Origin of the sequence: Paenirhodobacter sp., assembly GCF_047600745.1 — a bacterium.
Taxonomy (GTDB): Bacteria; Pseudomonadota; Alphaproteobacteria; order Rhodobacterales; family Rhodobacteraceae; genus Rhodobacter.
The window spans coordinates 348,296-370,820 of the sequence record NZ_JASGKI010000004.1 but is presented as its reverse complement, the minus strand read 5'-3'; the positions used below and the strand labels follow the sequence as shown (position 1 = coordinate 370,820).

The 22,525-nt window shown below is 66.1% G+C and carries 16 protein-coding genes, 1 tRNA gene and 2 pseudogenes; 10 read left to right on the top strand and 9 right to left on the bottom strand.

Translation table 11 applies throughout. The features are described from left to right. Positions 1 to 4: 4 nt before the first annotated feature. The 3 genes from QM789_RS10435 (at position 5) to aphA (ending at position 2,050) form a co-directional block, all read left to right on the top strand. Positions 5 to 463, top strand: coding sequence for a GNAT family N-acetyltransferase (locus tag QM789_RS10435; RefSeq protein WP_420351850.1), 459 nt, complete (start codon positions 5 to 7; stop codon positions 461 to 463). 124 nt (positions 464 to 587) lie between these two features. After that, positions 588 to 664 (top strand) — tRNA-Arg (locus QM789_RS10430). 696 nt (positions 665 to 1,360) lie between these two features. Next, the gene (gene aphA, locus QM789_RS10425) at positions 1,361 to 2,050 is read left to right on the top strand and encodes an acid phosphatase AphA (RefSeq protein ID WP_420351849.1); all 690 of its coding nucleotides are present in this window, start codon (positions 1,361 to 1,363) and stop codon (positions 2,048 to 2,050) included. Between the two features lie 127 nt (positions 2,051 to 2,177). On the opposite strand, the gene QM789_RS10420 is transcribed toward aphA, so the two are convergent. The 5 genes from QM789_RS10420 to QM789_RS10400 form a co-directional block, all read right to left on the bottom strand. After that, positions 2,178 to 4,361, bottom strand: coding sequence for a TonB-dependent receptor (locus QM789_RS10420; protein WP_420351848.1), 2,184 nt, complete (start codon positions 4,359 to 4,361; stop codon positions 2,178 to 2,180). 84 nt (positions 4,362 to 4,445) lie between these two features. Further along, positions 4,446 to 5,258 (bottom strand): ABC transporter ATP-binding protein, encoded by an 813-nt coding sequence (locus tag QM789_RS10415; protein WP_420351847.1) that lies wholly within the window; start codon positions 5,256 to 5,258, stop codon positions 4,446 to 4,448. Beyond that, entirely contained in the window at positions 5,251 to 6,222 is a 972-nt protein-coding gene (locus tag QM789_RS10410; protein WP_420351846.1) for a FecCD family ABC transporter permease, read from the bottom strand. Before QM789_RS10410 ends, QM789_RS10415 begins: the two co-directional genes overlap by 8 nt. Then, positions 6,219 to 7,187 carry a FecCD family ABC transporter permease gene (locus QM789_RS10405; protein WP_420351845.1) on the bottom strand — a complete coding sequence of 323 codons (969 nt, stop codon included), beginning with the start codon at positions 7,185 to 7,187 and terminating at the stop codon, positions 6,219 to 6,221. Before QM789_RS10405 ends, QM789_RS10410 begins: the two co-directional genes overlap by 4 nt. Beyond that, positions 7,184 to 8,107 carry an iron-siderophore ABC transporter substrate-binding protein gene (locus QM789_RS10400; protein WP_420351844.1) on the bottom strand — a complete coding sequence of 308 codons (924 nt, stop codon included), beginning with the start codon at positions 8,105 to 8,107 and terminating at the stop codon, positions 7,184 to 7,186. The genes QM789_RS10405 and QM789_RS10400 overlap by 4 nt, the downstream gene beginning before the upstream one ends. Before the next feature lie 603 nt (positions 8,108 to 8,710). On the opposite strand from QM789_RS10400, the gene QM789_RS10395 reads away from it, so the two are divergent. From QM789_RS10395 to QM789_RS10385, 3 genes and pseudogenes are all read left to right on the top strand, one after another. Next, positions 8,711 to 9,502 (top strand): PEP-CTERM sorting domain-containing protein, encoded by a 792-nt coding sequence (locus tag QM789_RS10395; protein WP_420351843.1) that lies wholly within the window; start codon positions 8,711 to 8,713, stop codon positions 9,500 to 9,502. 235 nt (positions 9,503 to 9,737) lie between these two features. Next, a pseudogene (locus tag QM789_RS10390) lies at positions 9,738 to 10,175 on the top strand (transposase); the annotation flags it as partial. 239 nt (positions 10,176 to 10,414) lie between these two features. After that, complete coding sequence (locus QM789_RS10385) at positions 10,415 to 11,611, top strand: PQQ-dependent sugar dehydrogenase (protein WP_420351842.1); 1,197 nt, start codon at positions 10,415 to 10,417, stop codon at positions 11,609 to 11,611. A gap of 219 nt (positions 11,612 to 11,830) precedes the next feature. On the opposite strand, the gene QM789_RS10380 is transcribed toward QM789_RS10385, so the two are convergent. Genes QM789_RS10380 through QM789_RS10370 form a run of 3 tightly spaced genes read right to left on the bottom strand, consistent with a single transcriptional unit; the run spans position 11,831 to position 15,162 of the window. Next, complete coding sequence (locus QM789_RS10380; protein WP_420351841.1) at positions 11,831 to 12,892, bottom strand: carbohydrate ABC transporter permease; 1,062 nt, start codon at positions 12,890 to 12,892, stop codon at positions 11,831 to 11,833. Next, positions 12,889 to 13,830 (bottom strand): carbohydrate ABC transporter permease, encoded by a 942-nt coding sequence (locus tag QM789_RS10375; protein WP_420351840.1) that lies wholly within the window; start codon positions 13,828 to 13,830, stop codon positions 12,889 to 12,891. Before QM789_RS10375 ends, QM789_RS10380 begins: the two co-directional genes overlap by 4 nt. Continuing rightward, the gene (locus tag QM789_RS10370; protein ID WP_420351839.1) at positions 13,831 to 15,162 is read right to left on the bottom strand and encodes an ABC transporter substrate-binding protein; all 1,332 of its coding nucleotides are present in this window, start codon (positions 15,160 to 15,162) and stop codon (positions 13,831 to 13,833) included. A gap of 176 nt (positions 15,163 to 15,338) precedes the next feature. Between QM789_RS10370 and QM789_RS10365 the strand changes: the two genes are divergently transcribed. After that, entirely contained in the window at positions 15,339 to 16,289 is a 951-nt protein-coding gene (locus QM789_RS10365; RefSeq protein ID WP_420351838.1) for a glucokinase, read from the top strand. A 35-nt stretch (positions 16,290 to 16,324) separates the two neighbouring features. Continuing rightward, positions 16,325 to 16,630 carry a putative quinol monooxygenase gene (locus QM789_RS10360; protein ID WP_420351837.1) on the top strand — a complete coding sequence of 102 codons (306 nt, stop codon included), beginning with the start codon at positions 16,325 to 16,327 and terminating at the stop codon, positions 16,628 to 16,630. Positions 16,631 to 16,668: 38 nt separating this feature from the next. Here QM789_RS10360 and QM789_RS10355 read toward each other — a convergent pair whose 3' ends face one another. Beyond that, the gene (locus QM789_RS10355) at positions 16,669 to 17,535 is read right to left on the bottom strand and encodes an NAD(P)-dependent oxidoreductase (protein WP_420351836.1); all 867 of its coding nucleotides are present in this window, start codon (positions 17,533 to 17,535) and stop codon (positions 16,669 to 16,671) included. Positions 17,536 to 17,633: 98 nt separating this feature from the next. On the opposite strand from QM789_RS10355, the pseudogene QM789_RS10350 reads away from it, so the two are divergent. Further along, positions 17,634 to 20,094: pseudogene (locus QM789_RS10350) on the top strand (penicillin acylase family protein). 100 nt (positions 20,095 to 20,194) lie between these two features. Then, entirely contained in the window at positions 20,195 to 22,021 is a 1,827-nt protein-coding gene (locus QM789_RS10345) for an enoyl-CoA hydratase-related protein (protein WP_420351835.1), read from the top strand. Positions 22,022 to 22,525 lie beyond the last annotated feature (504 nt).

Sequence of the window (22,525 nt, the reverse complement as noted above, 5' to 3'; positions counted from 1 at the left end):
AAAGATGATCACGATCACGCTCGAACATCCGGTGCAGGAGGAGTTGTCGCTACTGCATGCGCGCCATACTGCGGCGATGTATGCCGACACTCCGCTGGAATCCATCCACATGCTGCCCGCCGATGCGCTGGCCGCGCCGGGTATCCTGTTCTATGTGATGCGCGAAGATGGCAATCCGGTGGGGATGGCGGCGCTCAAGCGGCTGGACGACGGGCTGGCGGAAATCAAGTCGATGCATGTGCTGATGGAGCTGCGTGGGCGGGGGCTGGCGCGGATGCTGCTGGGTCATCTGGTGACCGAGGCGCGCAACCACGGTTTTGCCCGCGTCAACCTGGAGACCGGCACGCAGGACTCCTTCGGCCCGGCGCGGGCGCTCTATCTGGCCCATGGCTTCCGGGAATGCGGCCCGTTCGGCCCCTACCGGCTGGACCCTTACAGCGTCTTCATGACGCTGGAGCTTTGAGGGCTTGCGCCGAGAGGGAAGTTCGCGCCATAGATAGGCACGCCCGCGCGGACGAAGAGTCCCGAAGCGCGGGCATCGGCAGTCAGATGTCATTGGCGAACGGAATGACTGCCGATCCGTTTGCGGCCCCGTAGCTCAACTGGATAGAGCACGGACCTTCTAAGTCTGGGGTTGGGGGTTCAAGTCCTCCCGGGGTCGCCATACATGCCACTCGCTGACGAGACGACAGGGTTTGTTCCTCCGAGGTTTCCCATGCGCATCCCATCAAATGAGAAGCTGATGATAATTGCCGGACGCGCGGCGGACCGCAATTCGTGTGATTGGATCACCTCTGTTGAAGGCGAACCATCGTTACGGCAACGAAGGCCATTCTGAGGGAACAAAGGACAATAACCCGACAGGGTAGGACCACCCACGATAGAACCAGGCACGCCCATCCATGAGCGCGAATACCCGACCGCCACAAGCAGGATTGAGCGGATCGCGTTCATCTTCAGCGCCGCGATCGCCGACCCGAAAATCTTTATCAGGAATGCAGGCGACAGCAACATGCCGGGGCAGGAGATTGCCATAATCAAGCAGTATGGGGCCTGCGAGGGAAAGCCCTGCCGGCGAATGGCTCCACCCCTAGAATTACGGATGTACTGATGCCGATGGAACCGCGTGTAAGGTCATGCAAATCCGCGAGAAAAAGCGGGAAGGGCCATGGATACCATATCGAAACCGCTCCCGAAACGTCCGCTGTTTGTCGGCGCAGCCCGCGGCAGATGCGGGATATTCCGGCAGTTGGCTGATCCTGGTGGCATTCGGGCCACTCGAAATTGACAAGACCGCGGCGGTGCGCAATCTGAAACGAAAGCGAACCCGAGTCGCGGACAAACAGGGAAGGGACCTCCAATGTCAAAACGCCTGGCCATCATCACGGCGCTGCTGTTTGCCGCGGGGCCCGTTCTGGGACAGGACGGATCGAACCTCAATCCGGGCGTGACCGCCTCGGAACTGGCGGCGACCGCGCCGGTGCATTGGGTCTCGGTCCCGCAGATCGCGGCCAGCCTTGAGGGGCAGCCGCCGATGGTTGTGGGCTTCGACGTGGACGACACCGTTCTGTTCTCCAGTCCCTGCTTCTATTACGGCAAGAACAAATATTCGCCGGAGTCCGACGACTATCTGAAGATGGACGCGTTCTGGACCGACATCCACACCAACAACTGCGACCAGTATTCCATGCCGAAACAGGTCGCGCGCGAACTTCTGGACATGCACGAGGCGCGCGGTGACGAGATCTATTTCATCACCGGGCGTACCAAGGGCAGCGGCGAGGAGAAGCTGACCGGCGAATTGCAAAAGACCTTCGATCTCGAAAAGATGAACGATGTGGTTTTTACCTCTTCGGCCGAAAACAAGGTGCAGTTCCTGAAGGATCACGCCCTGAAGATCTATTATGGCGATGCCGACAGCGACATGCGCGCGGCGACCGAAGCGGGGATCCGTCCGATCCGGGTGATGCGGTCGCCGAATTCCAGCTACAAGCCCGACCCGCGCAACGGCCGCTTCGGGGAAGAGGTGATCATCAACTCGACGCAGTGAAGCCCGTTCCCCGAACCATGGCGGAGCGCCACCGATCCGCTTCCGTCATGGCGGGGCAGGGCGCCCGGAGATCGCCGGTCCCCGGACCCTATTGGATCCGGAAGCCGGCATGCCGGACGTCCTCAGGCTAGAACCGGGCGTCCAGCCTCACACCGACCTCGCGGCGGTCTCCGAGGGTGGCCATTGCGCCGGGGCCGGTTTCATAGGTGAAATACTCCCGGTCGAAGAGGTTGGTGGCATAGACCGTCACCCGGGCACGATCCCAGCCATAGCCGACCGCGACATCCACCGTGCCGAAACCACCCAGAGTCAGCGGAGAATTATTTTCCAGCCGCGATAGCATGCTGCTTTGTGCCTGCACGTTGCCGCTCGCGAACCAGCCCGTTTCCGCGCCCCAGGCGAGACCCAGCGAAACGTTGCGCTCCGGCGCCCCGGCGAAGGACAGTCCGGAATAGTCCTGCGTGCCGACAGAGAAATCCTTGAACTCGGTCTTCAGCAAGCCCGCCGAAGCGGTGACATACAGCAGGTCCGATACCCTGTAGGCCATCTCCAGTTCGGCGCCCCAGGATTTCGATTTGCCCGCGTTGGCGATATAGCTGGTGTTCGAATTCGCAGGGTCTTCCCAAAGCTCGACCTGCTGGCTGTCCCAGTTCTGATGGAAGACATTGGCCGCCAGATGCAGCCTGTCCGCCATGAACCGGCCGCGCCAGGACAGTTCGATGTTCCGCGCCCGCTCCGGGTCATACTCGAATTTCGAGCCGTCCGAAGCCTTGATGCCCGCGCCGCCGGGGCGATAGCCTTCCTGATAGATCAGCGCGACGGACTGAGTGCCGCTGATGTCATATTTCAGCCCGACCTTGGGGATCAGCACCGTATCGCGGAAGGTATTGTCGCTTGCGGTCGTTCCCATGAAGGTGGTGAGCGCGGCCTTCTGCTCCTGCTTGATATGGTCCAGCCGCCCGCCGGCGATCATGGTCCAGCCGGGCGCGAAGCCATAGGCGACCTCGCCGAACAGCGCATGGTTGGTGATTTTCGCGCTGTTGCGGCTGGCCTCGCCGAACATCGACACACCCAGAATCAGGGGCGTGAAATCGTCGGTCAGGGTGCGGAAGGAGGATTGGTCCTCCCGCGCGGCATAGGCGCCCAGCACCCACCGCAGGTTGGCGCCGTCGTCATAGTTCAGCCGGACTTCCTGCGAGAGCAGCTTCTGATCGAAGGCGCCGTCGACATAGATCAACTCGCCCGGCGTGCCCGAATTGACGGAATGCCGGTTGGTGACGGCGCGCGACCAGCCCGTCGCCGCCGTCAGCGTCAGGCGGGAGTTGATTTCATGCGTGATCTCGGCGCCGAAATTATCCACCGTCGTGCTGCGGACATCCTGAAATGCGGCGAGATTGGTCAGGTAGTCGTTATAAGGCGGCGGCACCAGCCCGCCGTCGATCGGCCAGATATCGCCCCAGAGGTCGCCGCGCCGGTCGCCATAGTCCACCTTTCCGCGCGTGGGCCAGGCCGATCCGGCGATGTCATTTGCCGTCGGACGGTCGTAGGAGCGCGAATAGCTGAGCAGAACCCGCGTCGCCTCGCTGCCGGTGGGCAGCCACAGCAATTTCGCGCGCCAGTTCCAGTATTCATCCGTCACCAGGTCGTCATAACGTTTGTAGCCCCGGTAGGAGGGATAGTTCAGGTCGCTGTCCTTGCGCGCATATTCGCCGCTGATCCGGAAGGCGAGGTTGCTGCCGATGGCATCGCCAAAGGCCAGCCCCACCTGTTTGCGGGCATCCGAGCCATAGGTAAGCTGCGCGGCGCCCGAACGCGCAAATTCCGGATCCTTCGTGCGCAGATAGATCGCCCCCGCCAGCGCCGCGCGCCCGGTGAGGGTGGATTGCGGGCCGCGATAGACCTCCAGTTGCTCGGTATCGAAGGTGCCGCGCAGGCCCCGCCTCGTGCCCTCGACCGTCTGCTGCACGCCGTCGATGTAGAACGAGGCAAGCGGCGCCCCGAGCCCGCCCGGCGTCAGCCCTTCGGAATTGACGCCGCGGATGACGAAGCCGCTCTCCGTCCAGTCGCCGGTGCGGACATTCGCCATCTGGCGGAAGGCATCCGTCCAGGTCGGCGCCAGCGGCCCGGTCAGCGCCTGCTGCCCGACGATGGCCACGCTGGCGGTGGTATCGTCGATATTCGTCGTCGTGCGGTCGCCATAGATGACGATCTCGTCAAGACGGATTTCGCCCCCGTCCTGTGCCACGGCCACCGTGGCCGCAAGCAGGGAGACCGAGCCGAGAAAAGCCGCGATTGGTCGTGTTCCGTTCATCTGTCCCCCGATCTGATGCGCATGCGGGCTGCTCCGTGATTCTTGACAAAAATACACGGTTATTTGAAAACGGGAACCGGAGTTTTACCGGCCACCGTCCTGCGGGACGTGCGGACGGCGCAACGGCACGCACATTGGCCCCCCGGTTTCCGGATCGGTCAGGATGGTCACCGCTAGGCCGAACACCGCCTGCATGTTGTCGGCGGTCAGCACCGCGGCGGGCGGTCCTTCGGCATGGATGCGCCCGGCCTTCAGCAGCACCAGATGATCGGCGTAGCGCGCGGCCTGGTTCAGCTCGTGCAGCACGGCGACGACGGTGGCGCCGCGCGTCTCGATCAGGTGGCGGAGCAGTTCCAGAAGCTCCACCTGATGGGCGAGGTCGAGCCATGTCGTCGGCTCGTCCAGAAGCAGGATGCCGCCCTGCTGCGCCAGCGTCATCGCGATCCACGCGCGCTGACGTTGCCCGCCGGACAGCGTGTCGAGCCGCCGGTCGCGCAGATCGGCGGTGCCGGTCAGCGTCAGCGCCTCCGCCACCGCCGCGCTGTCTGCGGCGGTCCAGCCGCCCAGCAGGCTGCGGTGCGGATAGCGCCCCTGCCGGACCAGATCGCCCACCGTCATCCCCTCCGGCGCCGTGGCCCCCTGCGCCAGAAAACCGATCCGCCGCGCCACGGCCTTCGCGGGCAGGCGCGCGAGCGGCTGGCCATCCAGCAGAACCGCCCCCCGCTCCAGCCGGTGCAGCCCGGCGAGGCCCCGCAGCAGCGTGGACTTGCCCGATCCGTTCGGGCCAAGGAGCGCCGTGAACCGCCCGCGCGGGATGGCGAGGCTCAGCCCCTCCACCACCGGGCGGCGGCCATAGCCGATGGAGACCCGTTCCGCCGTCAGTTCCGCATCAGCCATCGCGTCTCCTCCACAGCAGCCAGCCGAAGAACGGCGCCCCCAGCAGCGCGGTGAACACCCCCACCGGGATCTGCACCGGCGGCATCACGTTGCGCGCGGCGAGATCAGCCGAGAGTACCAGCGCCGCCCCGATCAGCGCGGCCCCCGGGATCAGCCGCGCATGGGCCTGTCCGAACAGCCGCCGCGCCAGATGCGGCGCCACCAGCCCGACGAAGGCCACCAGCCCCGAGGCCGCGACCGCCGCCCCGGACAACAGCGCGCAAAGCAGCACCGCCGCACCGCGGACGGCATCCACCCGCTGCCCGAGCCCGCGCGCCACCGTGTCACCCATCGCGATTACGTCGAGTTCCCGCGCCATCGCCCAGGCCAGCGCCAGCGGCAGGGCGGACCAGGACGCCAGCATCCGCACCCGTTCCCACCGGCTGTCCTGAAGGCTTCCGGCCAGCCAGATCATCGCGCGCTGCACCGCCGGCGCATCGCCGAAGGTGGAGATGAAGCTGGCCGCCGCCCCGGCCAGTGCGGAAAGCCCGATCCCCACCAGAATGATCCGCGTCGAACTGCTGCCCCGCCGCCAGGAGAGCGCATGAATGGCCACGGACATGGCCAGTGCGCCGCCGAAGGTCAGCCAGGGTAGTAGGCCCTGCGGCACGCCGTCGAGTTGAACGATGACCAGAACGGCGGCCAGCGCCGCGCCCGCGTTGATGCCGAGAAGCCCCGGTTCCGCCAGCGGGTTGCGCATGATCGCCTGTGCCAGCGCCCCGGAGGCCCCGAGCGCCGCCCCCACCAGAAGCGCCATCACCGCGCGCGGCAGGCGCAACCCGGTCACGATCATCTGCACCGGAGCCTCCGCCGTTCCGCGCAGGGCGGAGAGCACCGCCACGAAGGGGATCCGCTGGTCGCCGAAACTCAGCGCGAGCAGGAAGACCGCCGCCGTCAACAGCATGAGCCCCACCCAGATCTTCATGCCTCCGCTCCCCGGCTGCGCGCCAGCCAGATGAAGAAGGGCGCGCCGATCAGCGCCATCGTCACCCCAAGCGGCACATCCACGCCCAGAACCGCACGCGGCAGCGCATCGCCCAGCACCGCCAGAACCGCGCCCCCGAGCGCCGCGACGGGCAGGATCCGCCGGTAGTCCGGCCCGAGGATCAGCCGCGCCAGATGCGGCACCACCAGCCCCACAAAGCCGAGCGGCCCGGCGATCGCCACCGCACCGCCCGCGAGCCCCACGACGATCAGAGCCGCGATCCCCTGCCAGAGGATTGGGCTCTGCCCCAGCCCCTTCGCCGTCTCCGCGCCGAGGGACAGGATGGTGAACTGCTCCCGCAGCAGGAGCGCCGCCAGCAGCGCGAGCCCGAGCCAGGGCAGCACCGGCAGAACCTGCGCCATCTGCCGGTTACGCAGGCTGCCCGCTGTCCAGAGCCGCACGACGTCCAGCGTGGCCTGATCAAGGATCAGCACCGCCATGGTCAGCGCGCCGAGGAACGTCCCCACCACGACGCCCGCCAGCACCAGCCGCACCGGCCCGGCTCCGCCCGCGCCGAGCGCGAGGACCAGCGCCGCCGCCGCTCCGGCGCCGAGGAAGGCCACCCACATCAGCGCGCCGCCGCCGCTGACGCCAAGGAAGGAGATCGCCATGACCACGGCGAAACTCGCCCCGGCATTGACGCCCAGAAGCCCCGGATCGGCCAGCGGATTGCCCGTCATCGCCTGCATCACCGCCCCCGCGACAGCCAGCGCCGCTCCGGCCGAAAGCGCCGCCAGAAGCCGCGGCAGGCGCACGTCGCGCACCACGATATCCGCCCGTTCTTCACCCGCCGAGAGCAGCGCCCGCAGCGCGCGGACCAGCGAAATGTCGGACGATCCCACCGTCAGCGACCACAGCGCCAGAACGGCCAGAACCGCCCCCAGGACCAGCAGCCCGCGGCTCACGGCGCCCCGATCACATAGCGTTCCAGATCGTCCAGCACCCGATGCGCCGAGGCGAGGCCGCTGAACTCCATCCATGTCGCGGCCTCGACCCGGTGGACATGGCCCGCCCGCACCGCGGGCAGCATCCGCCACAGCGGATTGGCCAGAACCTCCTCATGCCGGCCATCCCTGTCGGAAGCATTGGTGCCGCCGACGATATAAAGCAGCACGTCGCCGTCCAGCGCGGCCAGATCCTCCCAGTCGGGCCGCTTCATGGACTGCGCGGGATCGTCCGTCGTCTCATAGATGCTGCGCTTCACACCGGCCTGCCGCATCACCTCGAAGGGCGCATAGGCGCGGGGGCTGTCCAGATAGACCTGAAAATCCCAGGAAGTGATCCGCAGGACGGAAACCACCCGGTCCGGCATCCGGGCGCGCATGTCCTCCAGCCGCGCGCGATAGGCGGAAAGATCACGCTCCACCTCCGCCTCGCGGCGGGTGAAGCCCGCCATCAGCCGGTAAAATGCCTGCCAGTCCGTCGACGTATAAAGAAGCGTCGGCGCCAGCCCGGAAAGCTGCGGATAAACCGCATCCGCGAGCGATGCGTCGCCCACGAAGCCGAGGATCATGTCGGGTTGCAGCGCGACCAGCGCCTCAAGGCTCGGCTCCGCCACGAAGCCGAGCGAGGCCGCGCCCGCCGCTTCTGCCCGCGCCTTCAGGGCGGCGTCGCTCATCCCGTCCATCGGCGCGCCGACGATGGGCAACCCCACATCCAGCCCGATGCCGAGGCCGAAACCCGCATCCAGCACCACCACCCGGCGCGGCGCGGCGGGCACACAAAGCGGCGCCGCATGGACCGCTGCGCCTTCCAACAGCCGCCCCTCGCAGGCCCAGGACGGACTTGCCAGCACGGCCAGCGCCAACACCCAGCGTTTCAGCATCGGATCACCTCCCGCACCGTTTCTGGCGAATTCCCCGTGGCGCACGCCAGAACTAACCTGATAAACTTAGTAAGGAATGGGCCCGGTGGAAAGAGATCACGCGATGGCGCCTCATTCGACATATTCCGGCTGCCCCTCCCGTGACGGGCGCCCGGCGGGTTTCGGCAGGCAAAACCGCCGCCCTGTCCCTGTCCGGCGGCAGGCTGGAACGGCGATGCGCGGTCCGTCATCGCCGGGGAGGCACATACCCGATCCCGGCGACGCCCAGTCCGGACGCGATGAGCCGCCGACCGCTTCGTTTTCTTCGCCAGCGAACGCCAGCAGGTGGCGGCACGGAAGCGGGGATTATCATCGCACCGCCTGCCGCGGCCGATTTGGGGCAGGGGGCGCGGGTAACCATCCTCTGGCGAAGATGACGGCGACGGCCAACCTGGCCGGACCTTCAGACACGCGGCACCGGAAACCCCGCCCATAGCCAAAGCGGTGCGGGAGAGATTTTTATCGGAACAGTTGCGATTGACATGTGTGACAATTTTAATCATCTTTAAAAAGGCACCTTGGTGGCACCAAATCCCCAAAATTCGAGATTCTCAGGAGTGACTTATGTCAAGATCCGCCTTGGTGGCAGCCTGCGCGCTGGCCGCTTCTTTCCTTATGGCTGAAACCGCCGCTGCAAAGACCGTCGTCACCGGCGGTAGTGTCACGTTTGAATTGACCTATGACCTTGCATCCTCCAACCTCTGGGGCATTCCCGGCCCGGGCGCGCATCCCGGCGTGATCAATTCCGCCGGAAACCCGGTTCTGGAGTTCGACATTCAGGCCACCCGGAAAAACCGGAACGGAGAATGGAGCAACGGCAGTCAGGTTCTTGCCAATGGCTATCAGCTTTATCTGAACGGGGGGATCTATCTGTTCCCGCTCGATGGCAATGGGAACGAAATCGAATCCTTCGCTCCGGATACTACCCGGCTTTGCTGCCGCAACGAATTGTCCCGTTCCGGATCCGGCCCCAACGGCTTCGGCCTGAATACGGTCATCGGAGAATTGTTCGGGAACATCAATGGTGTTCGCCGCGACGACAATGTACTGTTCACGCTCGGAAATGCCGTTGGCGATGGCTATGAACTTCAGGTCACGGCAACGATGGCGGGACTTTTGAATTACGCCTATAGCGAATATAATTCCGACTGGTTCCCGAAAGAGCAATACGATACATGGGTGGCCGGAGGCGGCAGCCCGCTGAACCTTGCGGAGGGGGATGTGGTCGGCGTGGTGCGCTATAATGTCGTGACTGCCGAGCTTCCGGCCGTTCCGGTCCCGGCGGCGTTGCCGCTGCTTCTGGGTGGCCTCGGCGCCCTGGGTGTAATCGGCAGAGCGCGTCGCAAGGCCGCCTGATCGTGCCGAAGTGCGCGGCCCGTCAAATGGCTGACACGGTTATCAAGGGGCCGCGCACCCTCAGCTTTCCTGGGAACGTGATGAACCGTAATCACTTGCGAATTGATCCGCGAGCGGATTGCAACAAATCTCATGGGAAGACTGCCGTTTTCCATAAAAAGCGCTGATCCATGATAGTGATAAACATGGAAGGCCATGAGTGAAAATTCTATTCTCGATCGTGGAAGCCGGAGGGCTGATATTCGGAGGCCTCTTCGTTTTTTGCGATGTTTTCAACATTATCCGAGCCGTCCGGTATTCGAACGGGCGCAAGCCTGCGGAGCATCGACTCGTTCTGGAGGGCATTTTCTGGGTCGCGCGGACCGGTGCGCCCTGGCGGGATCTGCCAGAGGAGTTTGGCAGGTGGTCATCCGTCTGCCGGTAATTCCGGCGCGGGACGCTCGCCGGGCTGTGGGAGGATATCCTGAACCACGCTGGTGTTGCGCCCGACAAGCTCCAGGTGATCGACAGCCCCGTGATCAGGGCCCACCCTCATGCGGCCGGCGCAGTTTGAGGTAAAGAAACGCCCGGTGGGCATTTCGACCCGATAACGGGGATTCCAAAGAGGTTCTTGGCCGTGATCCAACTCCGCGTCAAAGGCGCGGACCTCCCGATGAGGACCGAGAACACGCCATTACCGAGGGGGGCATTCTTGAAACTTGCAATGACCCATGGAAAATGAACCGCGCGCCGGGGTGCAATCCGACGATGGCCCGCCCGATGTGACGCTAATCGAGAGCGGCCCGAAAAGCGGTGGTCTGCCTCGGGTTGCGGGTCGCAGCGCAATTCGTGCGGTGAAAAGGCCGGTGTGAAAAGGCGCCGCACGACCTATATTCCAATGAGTATTGATAGAAAACCGGGGAGATGGTGGCCATGAAGACTTCGGAACGACGCGGCTGGGGCCTGATCCTTGCGCTTCTGCTTTCCGGTCCTGCCGTTGCGCAGGATTTCAACGCGCCACCGCCCAATGCGCCGGACCAGCGGTCGGCCTTTGCCGGGCAGACGCGGGCGCCGGTTATTCGTGACGGTCTGCGGCTGGAACAGCAGGTTATCGCTTCGGGACTGCTCCATCCCTGGGGCATGGAGCAGTTGCCCGATGGCCGTTGGCTGGTGACGGAACGGCCAGGGCGGATGCGGCTGGTCTCGCCCGACGGGACAGTATCGGAGCCGATCGCGGGCCTGCCGGAGGTGGATGCCCGGCGTCAGGGAGGCCTGCTCGACGTGGTGATCCGGGACGATTTCGCGCAGACCCGGCGGGTCTGGTGGAGCTATGCCGAGCCGCGCGGCAATGGTGAAAACGCAACCGCCGTGGCGACGGGCACTCTGTCCGAGGACGGCCGCGCGCTGAGCAATGTGCGGGTGATCTTCCGGCAGAACCCGGCCTGGGCCTCGACCGCGCATTTTGGCGCGCGGCTGGTTTTTGACCGCGACGGCATGCTGTTCGTGACCACGGGCGACCGCTCGTCCCCCGAACCCCGCGTTCTGGCGCAGGATGTCGGCACCCATCTCGGCAAGGTGCTGCGGATCGACCCGGAGGGCGGCCCGGCCAGGGGCAACCCGGCAATCAGGGGCGGTCAGCCGGAAATCTGGTCCTATGGTCACCGCAACCTGCAATCGGCGGCGCTGGCACCGGATGGCGCGTTGTGGACCGCCGAACATGGGCCGCGCGGAGGCGACGAGTTGAACCGGCCTCAGGCGGGCCTGAATTACGGCTGGCCGGTGATCAGCTATGGCCGGGAATACAGCGGCGCACCGATCGGCGCGGGCCTGACGGCGCAGGAGGGGATGGAGCAGCCGGTCTATTACTGGGATCCGGTGATCGCGCCCGGCGGCATGGTGTTTTATGACGGCGCGTTGTTTGCGGACTGGCGCGGGAGCCTGTTGATCGGCGGGCTTGCCGGGCAGGCGCTGGTGCGCCTGACGCTGGAGGGCGATCGCGTGACGGGCGAGGCCCGCTACCTGCAAGGGCAGGCCCGGATCCGGGATGTGGCTGTCGCGCGGGACGGGGCGGTGATGATCCTGACCGATGCGGAAAACGGCGCCCTGATCAGACTGACGCCCGGGCAATAATCTCGGAAGGCACCAGCCGATGCGTCATTGGCCGTACAGTTTCGCGACAAGCGGTTCGGCCAACCAGAAGTGGCGGTCGAGGTCGTTCATTTTGCAGGTCTCGATGAGCGAGGTGCTGCCTTTATTAAAAATCCAATAATGTGAGTTATGTAATTATTCTTCGTCACAGCCCTTGGATCCCGGCGGGAACGCGGTGCCGTGGTGATAGACTTGAGAGGATCAGCCACCTTTCACGGCTCCGGCCAACAGGCCGCGCACCAGGTACTTTTGCAGGACGAAGAAGACCGCCAGCGGAACCGTGATCGACACGAAGGCCGAGGCTGCCAGTATCTCCCATTCGCCGCCGCGGGCGCCCATCATTTCGCGCAGCACACCGGTCATGACAAGCTGATCCGGTCGGTTGCCCAGGAAGACCGTCGCCACCAGAAGGTCGTTCCAGACCCAGAGGAACTGAAATATGGCAAAGGATGCCAGCGCCGGAAAGCTGAGCGGCAGGACGATCCCGCGGAAGACCTGGAGTTCCGAGGCGCCGTCGATCCGGGCGCTTTCGATGATTTCCCGTGGCAGGCGCGCCATGTAGCCGCGCAACAGGTAGATTGCCACCGGCAGGCCGAATCCGGTATGGGCGAACCAGATCCCAAGGTAACCCTTGCCCAGACCGATATCGTTGTGGAACTTCAACAGCGGGATCAGCGCGAGTTGCAGCGGCACCACCAGCAACCCGGCGAGTGCCGCCCCCAGCAGTGCCCGGCCCGGGAACTCCATCCACGCCAGCGCATAGGCCGCGAAAGCCGCGATCAGGATCGGCAGCACCGTCGCCGGGACCGTCACCATCAGCGTGTTCAGGAAGGCCCGCCCCAGCCCTTCGACCCCGATCACCCGACGATAATTGTCAAGCGTAAGCTTTGGCGGCACCTTCGCGGTGACGAAAATCCGCATCCCCCGCCCGTTGGGCGCCGTCAGCCGGTAGCGGCCATCGGCCGTGACGCTCACCTGCCCGCCCTTGACCTGTACCGTCTCGCCGGGCCTGTAGGCCATGGGCGCGCGCGACGACGTACCCCAGGCGACGAGCCTCTCACCGGGGCGAAGCGCCTGCCCCGCGATCTCCCCCTGATCGCCCACCCGGACGAACCCCGATACCGTCGCGGGCAAACCCGCGCGCCACCAGCCCGAGGCCGCGATCTGGTCGCGGTCGCGCAGCGACGTCACCAGCAGGCCAAGCGTCGGCACCGTCCACAGCAGCACCAAGAGCGCGACGGCGATGGTTACCGCCCGGCTCACCGCCGGATGTTCCAGATCATGACCGGCGCCACCAGCACCATGATCACGACCGCAATCGCCGAGCCCCGGCCATAATCCGGCGCACCCCGGAACATCCAGTCATACATCAGATTGGCCAGCACCTGTGTGCCCCATTGTCCGTTCGTCATCACGAAAACGATGTCAAAGACCTTCAGCACGGTGACGGTGATCGTAGTCCAGACCACGGCGATCGCGCCACGGATCTGCGGCACGGTGATCTGAAGGAAGATCTGCCACGGATTGGCGCCGTCCAGCATCGCGGCTTCGCGTATGTCCTGTGGGATGGCGCGCAGGGCGGCGGACAGGATCACCATCGCGAAGCCGGTCTGGATCCAGATCAGCACCGCCATCAGGCAAAAGCTGTTCCACAGCGGAAGGCTCAGCCAGGCCCGGGGCGCGCCGCCGAAAGCGACCACGACGGCATTCAGCAGGCCGATCTGCTCCTGATCCACCGACCTGAAATCATAGACGAATTTCCAGATCACCCCGGCCCCTGCAAAGGAAATCGCCATCGGCAGGAAGATCATCGCCTGCGCCACGGCCCGCCAGCGGATGCGGTCCGTCAGTTGCGCCGCCAGCAGCCCGAAGGTAGTGGACAGCGTTGGCACCACCAGGAGCCACAGCAGAGTGTTCCGCATCGCCTCGCGGAATTTCGGATCGTTCAGCAGCCACAGATAGTTCCCCGCGCCGACCCACTGCGTGCCCGTCGCGTCATGCAGGCTGCGCCAAAGCGTTTCCAGCGCGGGCCAGACCAGATAGAGCCCCAGCCCCGCCAGCGCAGGCCCCAGAAACACCCATGGCCGCAGGATCGCCCCACCCGGCCACAGGTCCAGAACCCGGTTCGCGCCCCAGATCCAGCCGACGCAGCCGGACACCCCGGCCAGGATCGTTCCTGTGGCGAAAAGAATCTGCTCCATCTACCGCCCGAGCGTGTCCCAGACCGCCTGAATCTGCCGCGCGACCTCTGTCGCCGGTTTGCCGCCGACGAAATCCACCATCCCGGTCCAGAACGCCCCTGCCCCGATCGCCCCCGGCATCAGGTCCGACCCATCGAACCGCACGGTGGTCGCGCTCAGCAGAATATCCCCGATGCCGCGCAGGACCGGGCTGCCGTAGACCTCCGGGTTCACCCCCCGATGCGGCGTGACGAAGCCGGTCTGCGCCATCCAGACCTCATGCGCGATCGGGCTTTGCAGGAAGGCGATGAAGGCATCCGAGTCCGGATTGTCCGTCATCTTCGCGAACATCGACGTCGCCACCAGCACCGGCCGCTCCGCACCATCCGCCGGGAAATAGAAGACGTCGTAATCCGCGCCGATCACCTGTCCTTCGGGGAAAAACGACGGGATGAAAGACCCCTGCCGGTGCAGGTAGCAGCGCGGTGGCACGGTGAACAGCCCCTTCGGGCTGTCGCGAAAATCGGTCGCGGCGACCGTGGCCCCGGAACCGGCCCGCGCCGCGAACCAGCCGAATTCCCCGATCGCGGCAATCACCTTCGGATCGTCGAATTTCAGCCGGTTGGCGACCCAGGCATCATAATCCGCAGGTGCGTTGAGCCGCAGCATCAGATCCTCGACCCAATCCGTCGCGGGCCAGCCTGTTGCCCCGCCCGACGCGATACCGATGCACCAGGGCGTGCCGCCATCGCGCGCGATCCGCTCGGTCAGCGTCTTCAGATCGGCCAGCGTCTGCGGCACTTCATAGCCTGCATCCGCGAAATTCTCCGGTACATACCAGACCAGCGATTTCACATCCGCCTTATAGGGAAAGGCATAGAGCCGCGCCGTGCCATCCGGCCCCGGATAGCGACCATATTGCGCCCAGGTCTCGCCCTGCGCGTAATTCTCCCTCAGCCAGTCCTCCATCCCCGCCGCCAGAGGCCGCAGATAGCCCTTGCGCGCCATATCGGCAGCAAGGCCCGGCTGTGGGAAGGCCGCGATGTCGGGGGGTGATCCCGCCTCGGCGTCAATCACGATCTGCTGCTCGAAACTGGTCGATCCGGCATAGACCACCTCGGCCCCCGTCGCCGCCTCGAAATAGGCCAGAACGCTTTCAAACAGCGCCTTGTCCGGCCCGAGCCACGGCCCCAGAACGGTAATCGTCTGCCCCTCCAGCCGGGTCGCTTTCAGTGCGTCGTAGCTGTCCCAGTGGAAGCGGGCATCCGCGCCGGGCGCAAAGGCCAGATCCTGCGCCAGCGCGCCCTGAACCATCAGGCCAAGCGCGAAGGTCAGGGCAAAGGGTGTCCTCATCTCATCCTCCCGCCGTGTCACCCGATCGGATGCCGGAGGGTTACCGACAGAATGGTTAACCAAGCGTTAAAGCCGCACCTTCGCGGCGTGCAAACGCTGCGGGGTTCGGGACAACCGCTTGCAGCAGCCCCCCGAGGCGTCCTATCACCCTTGCACCACGGCTCAGGAGCTTCGAGATGTCCCGTTACACCCTTCTGGCCGATATCGGCGGCACGAACACCCGCGTCGCGCTGTCGGAGGATGGGCGGCTGCTGGCGCAGTCGATCCGCCGTTATGCCAATGCCGGACAACCGGCGCTGGAACCGATCCTGCGCAGCTATCTGGCCGAGGCGGGGGTGGCGCCGGAGGGTGCCTGTGTCGCCGCCGCCGGACCGGTGCGGGACGGTGTGGCGACGATGACCAATCTCGACTGGGTGATCGAAGGCGGCTCCGTAAGCGAGGCCACCGGCGCCCGCCGCGTCGCCGTGCTGAACGACCTTCAGGCACAGGGCCATGCCCTTGGCCGGATCGAACCCGGGATGCTGCGCGAAATCGCGCCCGGACGGGCCGCCCTGCCGGGGGTGAGCCAGCTCGTGGTTGGGATCGGCACCGGCTTCAACGCCGCCCCGGTCCACGAGGCGCCGGGCGGGCGGATCGTCTCCCCTTCCGAAGGCGGCCACGTCACCCTCCCCGTCGCGTCCGAAGCCGATATGCGCCTGTCGCGTTTCGTCGCACGCGAACATGGCTTCGCCTCGGTCGAGGACGTGCTGTCGGGGCGCGGCGTCGCCCATGTCCACACCTTCGTCTGTGACCAGGCCGGAGCGGGCACGCCGCTCGACGCCGCCGGAGTGATGGCGGCCCTGTCGGCAGATGATCCGCTGGCGCGCGAAACCGCACGGATCTTCGTGCGGGTCATGGGCGCGGTGATCGGCGACCTCGCCCTGACCCACCTGCCCTTCGGCGGCATCTACCTGATCGGCGGCGTCTCCCGCGCCTTCGCCCCGCTCCTCGCCGAATTCGGCTTCACCGAGGCGTTCCGCGCCAAGGGCCGCTTCGCCGATTTCATGGACGCCTTCCCCATACGCCTGATCGAAGACGACTACGCCGCCCTCCTCGGCTGCGCCGCCTATATGACGGCGCGGGAGTGAGGAGACATTTTCCTGTCCGCTTTGTGGACGTCGCCGTGAATGCCAGCAAGGGGATGACGATGCAAAAGGTGCGTTTGACCGGGCGTCTGATTTGCAGATCGGAAGCCGACATCGAAACCTTGAGAACACATCTTCCTGAGCATATCCGCCTCACGACAGCCGAACCCGGTTGTATATCTTTCAATGTGTTTCAGTCGGATAACCCTCTGATCTGGCATGTAGAGGAATGCTTCTGCGACAAAGCGGCCTTTGAGTTCCATCAGCAGCGAAACCGTGCATCGACGTGGTGGGCCTCAACGGCAGATATTCCTCGAGATTACGAAATATCTGGGCTTGAGTGACCCCACCTGATTGTCCCCAAGGGTTTGCCGAATGCCCCCTATCGCCGCAGGCGGGCGATGAGGGAGGAGGTATCCCAGCGGCCGCCGCCCATGCCCTGGACTTCCTTGTAGAACTGATCGACCAGCGCGGTGAGCGGCAGGCTTGCCCCGGTTGCGTTTGCGGTATCAAGGCAGATCCCCAGATCCTTGCGCATCCAGTCGACCGCGAAGCCGAAGTCGAAGCGGTTCTCCGCCATGGTCTGCGCGCGGTTCGACATCTGCCACGATCCCGCCGCCCCGCGCGAGATCGCCTCCACCACGTCGGGGATCGCCAGCCCGGCCTTTTCGGCGAAATGCAGCGCTTCGGACAGACCCTGCACCACGCCCGCAATGGCGATCTGGTTGCACATCTTGGTCAACTGGCCGGCGCCCACCTCGCCCATCCGGCGGCAGGCCCCGGCATAGGCGGCGATCACCGGCTCCGCCGCCGTGTAATCCGCCTCGGCTCCGCCGCACATCACGGTCAGCACGCCATTCTCCGCTCCGGCCTGCCCGCCCGAGACCGGCGCATCGACATAGCCGATCCCCGCCGCCGCAGCGACTTCGGCCAGTTCGCGCGACACCTTTGCCGAAACCGTGGTGTGATCGACGAAGACCGCCCCCGCCCGCATCCCGGCAAAGGCGCCCTCGGCCCCGGTGCAGACCGCGCGCAGATCGTCGTCATTGCCGACGCAGGCCATCACGAAATCGCAATCGCGCGCCGCATCGGCGGGCGTCGCGGCCCATTGGCCAGCGTGCCGGGCCGCCCAGGCTTCGGCCTTCGCCGCGGTGCGGTTGTAGACGGTGACGTCATGCCCCTTCGCCGCCAGATGCCCCGCCATCGGGAAGCCCATCACCCCAAGGCCGAGAAATGCCACTTTCGCCATTCTGCTCTCCCGTCATCCGGCGCGAAACGCGCGTTGATCATCTGCTTCCCGTGACTTAGTAACGCACCGGACCAATCCGTCAACCCGCGAGCCCCCCGATGTTCACCCTGTTCCGCTGGATGGTGCGATGTGTCACCCTCGCGCTCGTGGCTCTGGTCCTGTGCTGGGTGGGGGTGTGGTTTTTCGCCACCCGCTCGCTGCCTGATTACGACGCCACCTATCATGTGCCGGGCATATCCGCGCCGGTAGAGATCGTGCGCTCGACCGAGGATGTGCCGCATATCTTCGGTCAGTCGGATGCGGATGTGTTCTTCGCGCTCGGCCTTGCCCATGCGCAGGATCGGCTGTGGCAGATGACCGTCCTGCGCCGCACCGTGCAGGGCCGCCTGAGCGAGGTTTTCGGCGCCAAGACCGTCAAGACCGATGAAATCATGCGCCGGTTCGACCTGTATGGTGCGGCGGTGGCCTCGGTCGAGGCGCAGGACGCACCCACCAAAGCGGCGCTGGAGGCCTATTCCCGGGGCGTGAACGCCTGGATCGAACAGGTGAACCAGGGCGCGCTTGGCCGGGGGGCGCCCGAGTTCTTCCTGTTCGACGCGCCGATCGCCTATTGGACCCCGGCGGATTCGATCGCGATCATGAAGCTGCTGGCCGCCCGGCTTTCGGGGCAGTTGCAGGACGAGGTGCTGCGCGCGCGGGTGTCGATGCTGGGTCAGGGCTGGGTGCGCGACATCATGCCCGACATTCCGGGGCAGGGTATCGCCGCCCTGCCCGATTACGCCAGCCTGTTCCCGGACGCGCCGCGCAATATCCGCAGCGCCGATGCCGAAGGCCCGTTCTCGCCATTTGCCGAACGCGATTTCGCGGGCGCATCCAATGCTTTCGCCGCCGCGCCGCGCCGCTCCGCCGCGGGTGGGTCGTTGCTGGCGAATGACCCGCATCTGTCCCTTACCGCGCCAAGCTGGTGGTATCTCGCGCGGCTCGAACTGCAAACGGGCGGCGTGATCGGCGCGACCATCCCCGGCATTCCGATGATCCTGACCGGGCGGAACGCGCGGCTCGGCTGGGGCGTCACCACGGCCTATGTCGATGATCAGGATCTGCATGTCGAAGAACTGAACCCCGAGAATCCGACGACCTACCGCACCCCCGGCGGCTGGAAGGCGTTCGAGACCCGCCGCGCCATCATCAACATCAAGGATGCGCAGCCCGTTACCCTCACCCTGCGCTGGACGGAAAACGGCCCCGTCCTGCCGGGGAGCCATTTCGATCTGGCCGCGATCACGCCGCCAGGGATGGTGATGTCGCTGTCCTGGACCGGGCTGAGCCGCGAGGACACCTCGATGAGCGCGGCGCTCGCGCTGATGAAATCCGGATCGGTGGAGGAGGCCGCCGCCGCCGGGGAACGTGTCATCGCCCCGGCGCAGAACCTGATCCTGGCGGATCAGAAGGGTGTGGGCATGGTCACCGTCGGCCGGATTCCGCTGCGCGATCCGGGCCATGCCACGCTTGGACGGATGCCGACGCCGGGGTGGGAGGAAAAGAACCGCTGGCAGGGCTTCCTGCCCTATGACCGCAACCCGCGCTTTCTGGATCCGCCGGGCGGGATCGTCATCAACACCAACAACAAGACGGTGGACCGCCCCTTCCCGGAGCATGTCAGCTACCATTGGGGCGACAGCCAGCGGGTGCAGCGCCTGACCCGGCTGATGGAGGAGCGCGAGGTCCATTCCCGCGAGAAGCTTCATCGCCGCGCAACTGGATACCGTTTCGCCCGCCGCGCGCGGCCTGCTGCCACTGGTCGGCAAGGATCTGTGGTTCACCGGTGCCCCCGCCCCTGACGGCACGCCCGAACGGATGCGACAGCGCGCGCTGGAGCTTCTGGCAGCCTGGGACGGCGAGATGAACGAACACATGCCCGAACCGCTGATCTATGCCGCCTGGATGCGCAGCCTGCAAAACCGGCTGATCCGCGACGAACTCGGGCCGCTGGCGAATGAATTCAACCAGTTGCAGCCGCTGTTCATCGAGCGCGTCTTCCGCAACACCGAGGGCGCCGCGCGCTGGTGCGACGTGATGCAATCCGCCCCGGTCGAGACCTGCACCGATATGGCGCGGATGGCGCTGGACGATGCGCTGATCGAGCTGAAGCGGAAATATGGCGCGAATATCGACAGTTGGCGGTGGGGCAATGCGCATGAGGCCACCCATGACCATACCGTTCTGGGCAAGACGCCGCTGCTGCGCTGGTTCGTGAACATCCGGCAATCGACCTCGGGCGGGGATTTCACGCTGAACCGGGGGCAGACGGCGGGCACCGGCGCCAACCCCTTCGCCAGCGTTGCGGGCGCGGGCTATCGCGGGGTCTATGATTTCGCGGATCCGGATTCGTCGGTCTTCATCATCGCAACCGGGCAATCGGGCCATCCGCTCAGCCGCCATTACGACGATCTGTCCGAATTGTGGCGGCGCGGGGAATATATTCCGATGTCGCTCGATCCGGCGCTCGCGCGCGCGGCGGCGACGGGAATCACCCGGCTGGAACCGGCACAGCCCTGAAAACACCGCATAAATTTCTTGCGATGCACGGCTGAGGCCGTAAAGTCATGCGCAAGAATGCCGTCGCGGAAGACGACGGCCGGGCATGAGGCGGCAGGATATGGAGCAACGGCTTCGGCTGGAACGGGCGGGCGATCTCGCGCGGGTCGATTTTCTGGGATCGGCGGAGGGATTTGATGCGGCCCTGGCCGAGGATCTGGCAACGGCGCTGGAGGCGGCTTTCGCGATGCCGGATCTGCGCGCGGTGATCCTGTCTTCGCCGGGCTGGCCGGTGGCAGAGGATCCGGCTGAGGAACCCGCGCAGGCCCTGCTGACCCTGACCGCCCGGATCGCTGAGGCGCCGGTTCCGGTGATCGCCATCGCCGATGGCCTGCTGTCCGGAGCCGGGCTGGCGCTGATGCAGGCTGCGGCCTTGCGCGTGCTGCGCCCCTCCGCCCGGCTTTCGGTGCCCGAATTTGCCTTGGGCCTGATCCCCTCGGGTGGCGTGGCGGTGCGGCTCGCGCGCCGCGCGGGCCCCTATGCGGCGGCGGAGTTCCTGACCTCCGGGCGTAGCCTGTCCGCGCATCAGGCGCAGCGTCTGGGGATTTGCGACGCGATTTCCGAAGAGGTTCCGACGGAGAACGCCCCGCCCCCGGCGCTGGATCCGGTACGCTATCTTGCTGATCTCGCACGCTTTCGTGGTCAGATTCCACCCGGACCGCTCGCCCCCGTCGCGCATCGGCTGGCGGAGGTTCTGGAGGCCGCATTGCTGTTGCCGCCCAATGAGGCGATCGCCTTCGAGCAGGTCGCGCGGGAGGATCTGCTGGGGGACGAGCTTTCCGCCGCGCTGCGCCATGTTGCCCGGGCCCGCCGTCAGGCGGCGCGGCCCGCCGGGGCTCTGCCGCGCCGCATCGCCCTGTGGAACCAGCCGGATCGCCTCGCGCTCGGCCTGCTGCGCGCGGGATGCGACCTGCGGCTGGGCGCTTCGGACCCGGCGGCGCTGGAGGCCAGCCTGCGCGCCCTGTCGGAGGCATTGGCGGCGGCAAAGCCGCGCGATGCCGCCTGGCAGCGGTTGGAGCCGGTGATCGCGCCCGGCGATCTCTCTCCGGCCGACCTGATCATCGCCGCCCCCACGCCGGAGGAGCTACCGGCGCTGCGAGCGACCGGCGCTCTCCTTGCGCTGGAGGGCGTGGCGCCGGAGGGGGCGGAGCTTGGCCTGACGCGGCTTCCCGGTGTGGTCGAAATCCATGCGGCGGGGGAAACCGGCCTGGCCCCCCTGGCTGCGGCGCTTTCCGCCGGGCGGGATCTGGTCCTCCATGCCCAAGGGCTCGATGGCTGGTTCGAGGCCGCCTATATCACCGCGGCGGAACGGGTGCTGATGGCCGGCGCCTCCCCCGATGCGGTCGATGCGGCGCTGACCGGCTGGGGCTTTGCCGAAGGGCCGTTCGCACGGCTCGACCGGCGCGGCGTCGATGTCGTCATGGCCCGGATCGGGCCGCCGTGGCGCGCGGGCCCCTATCTGAACTGGCTGAAGATGGGGCGCGGTGTGCGCTGGCATGGCGACCGGGCCCGGCCATGGGCGGACAAAGAAGGCGAACTCGCTGCCCTCCGGCGGGAGGCGGGATCGGCCACACGCGCCCTTCCGGCCCGCGAAATCGTCGCCTCGGTGCTGGCGGAACTCGCTCAGGCCGGGGCGCTGGCGCTTCAGGCTGGGCGGGCGCATCGCGTGGGGGACGTGGATCTGCTGGCGATCGCCGCCCTCGGGCTTGCGCGGCACCGGGGCGGCCCGATGTTCCAGGCCGACCGGACCGGGCTGCTCGCCCTGCGCAAACGGCTGCGCCATCTGGAGTCCGAGGGCGCCCCGCCACCAGCGGAACTGCTCGACGTCCTGATCCGGAACGGCCGTCGGTTTTCCGACCTCGACGCGGGCGGGAGCAGACCGGGGTGAGGCGCCCCGTCCCGGATGCAATTCCGACGGACATTCCTGCGGTGTCAGGACACCATGGGCCAACGTGTGTGGACGCCCCCTGAATACAAGCGCAATCTTGGGGCCGGTCGGGCATGTGATCAGCTGCGGTCGTGTGTCCGGCCTCGAAGATGCGGCCTGTCATACGCCGCGGGCCGTTATGGAGATATGCAGGTCGGGACCAGTTCGGTTGCCCGCGCTCAACGGCGCTCCGTCCGGAATGCTGGTTCGCCCACCCGCCTGCCCTTATATTCCCTCGCTCCCGCTCACATCCTGCGACAACCCGACGACACCGGCCTATGCTGGATCCCTGTAATGCTCGCCCCTTTGCGATCCCCGATCGCAACGGTCCTTACGATCAGCAACCGGCGAATGTTACGTCCTTTGCCTCCGCCCGAATGCTGGCGTGGAGCGAGGCCGACCCGGGCGGCGAAGTCCCGACCCTTGGAGAATGTCTCCATCGGAGGCGCAAAGGTGGTAATCGAC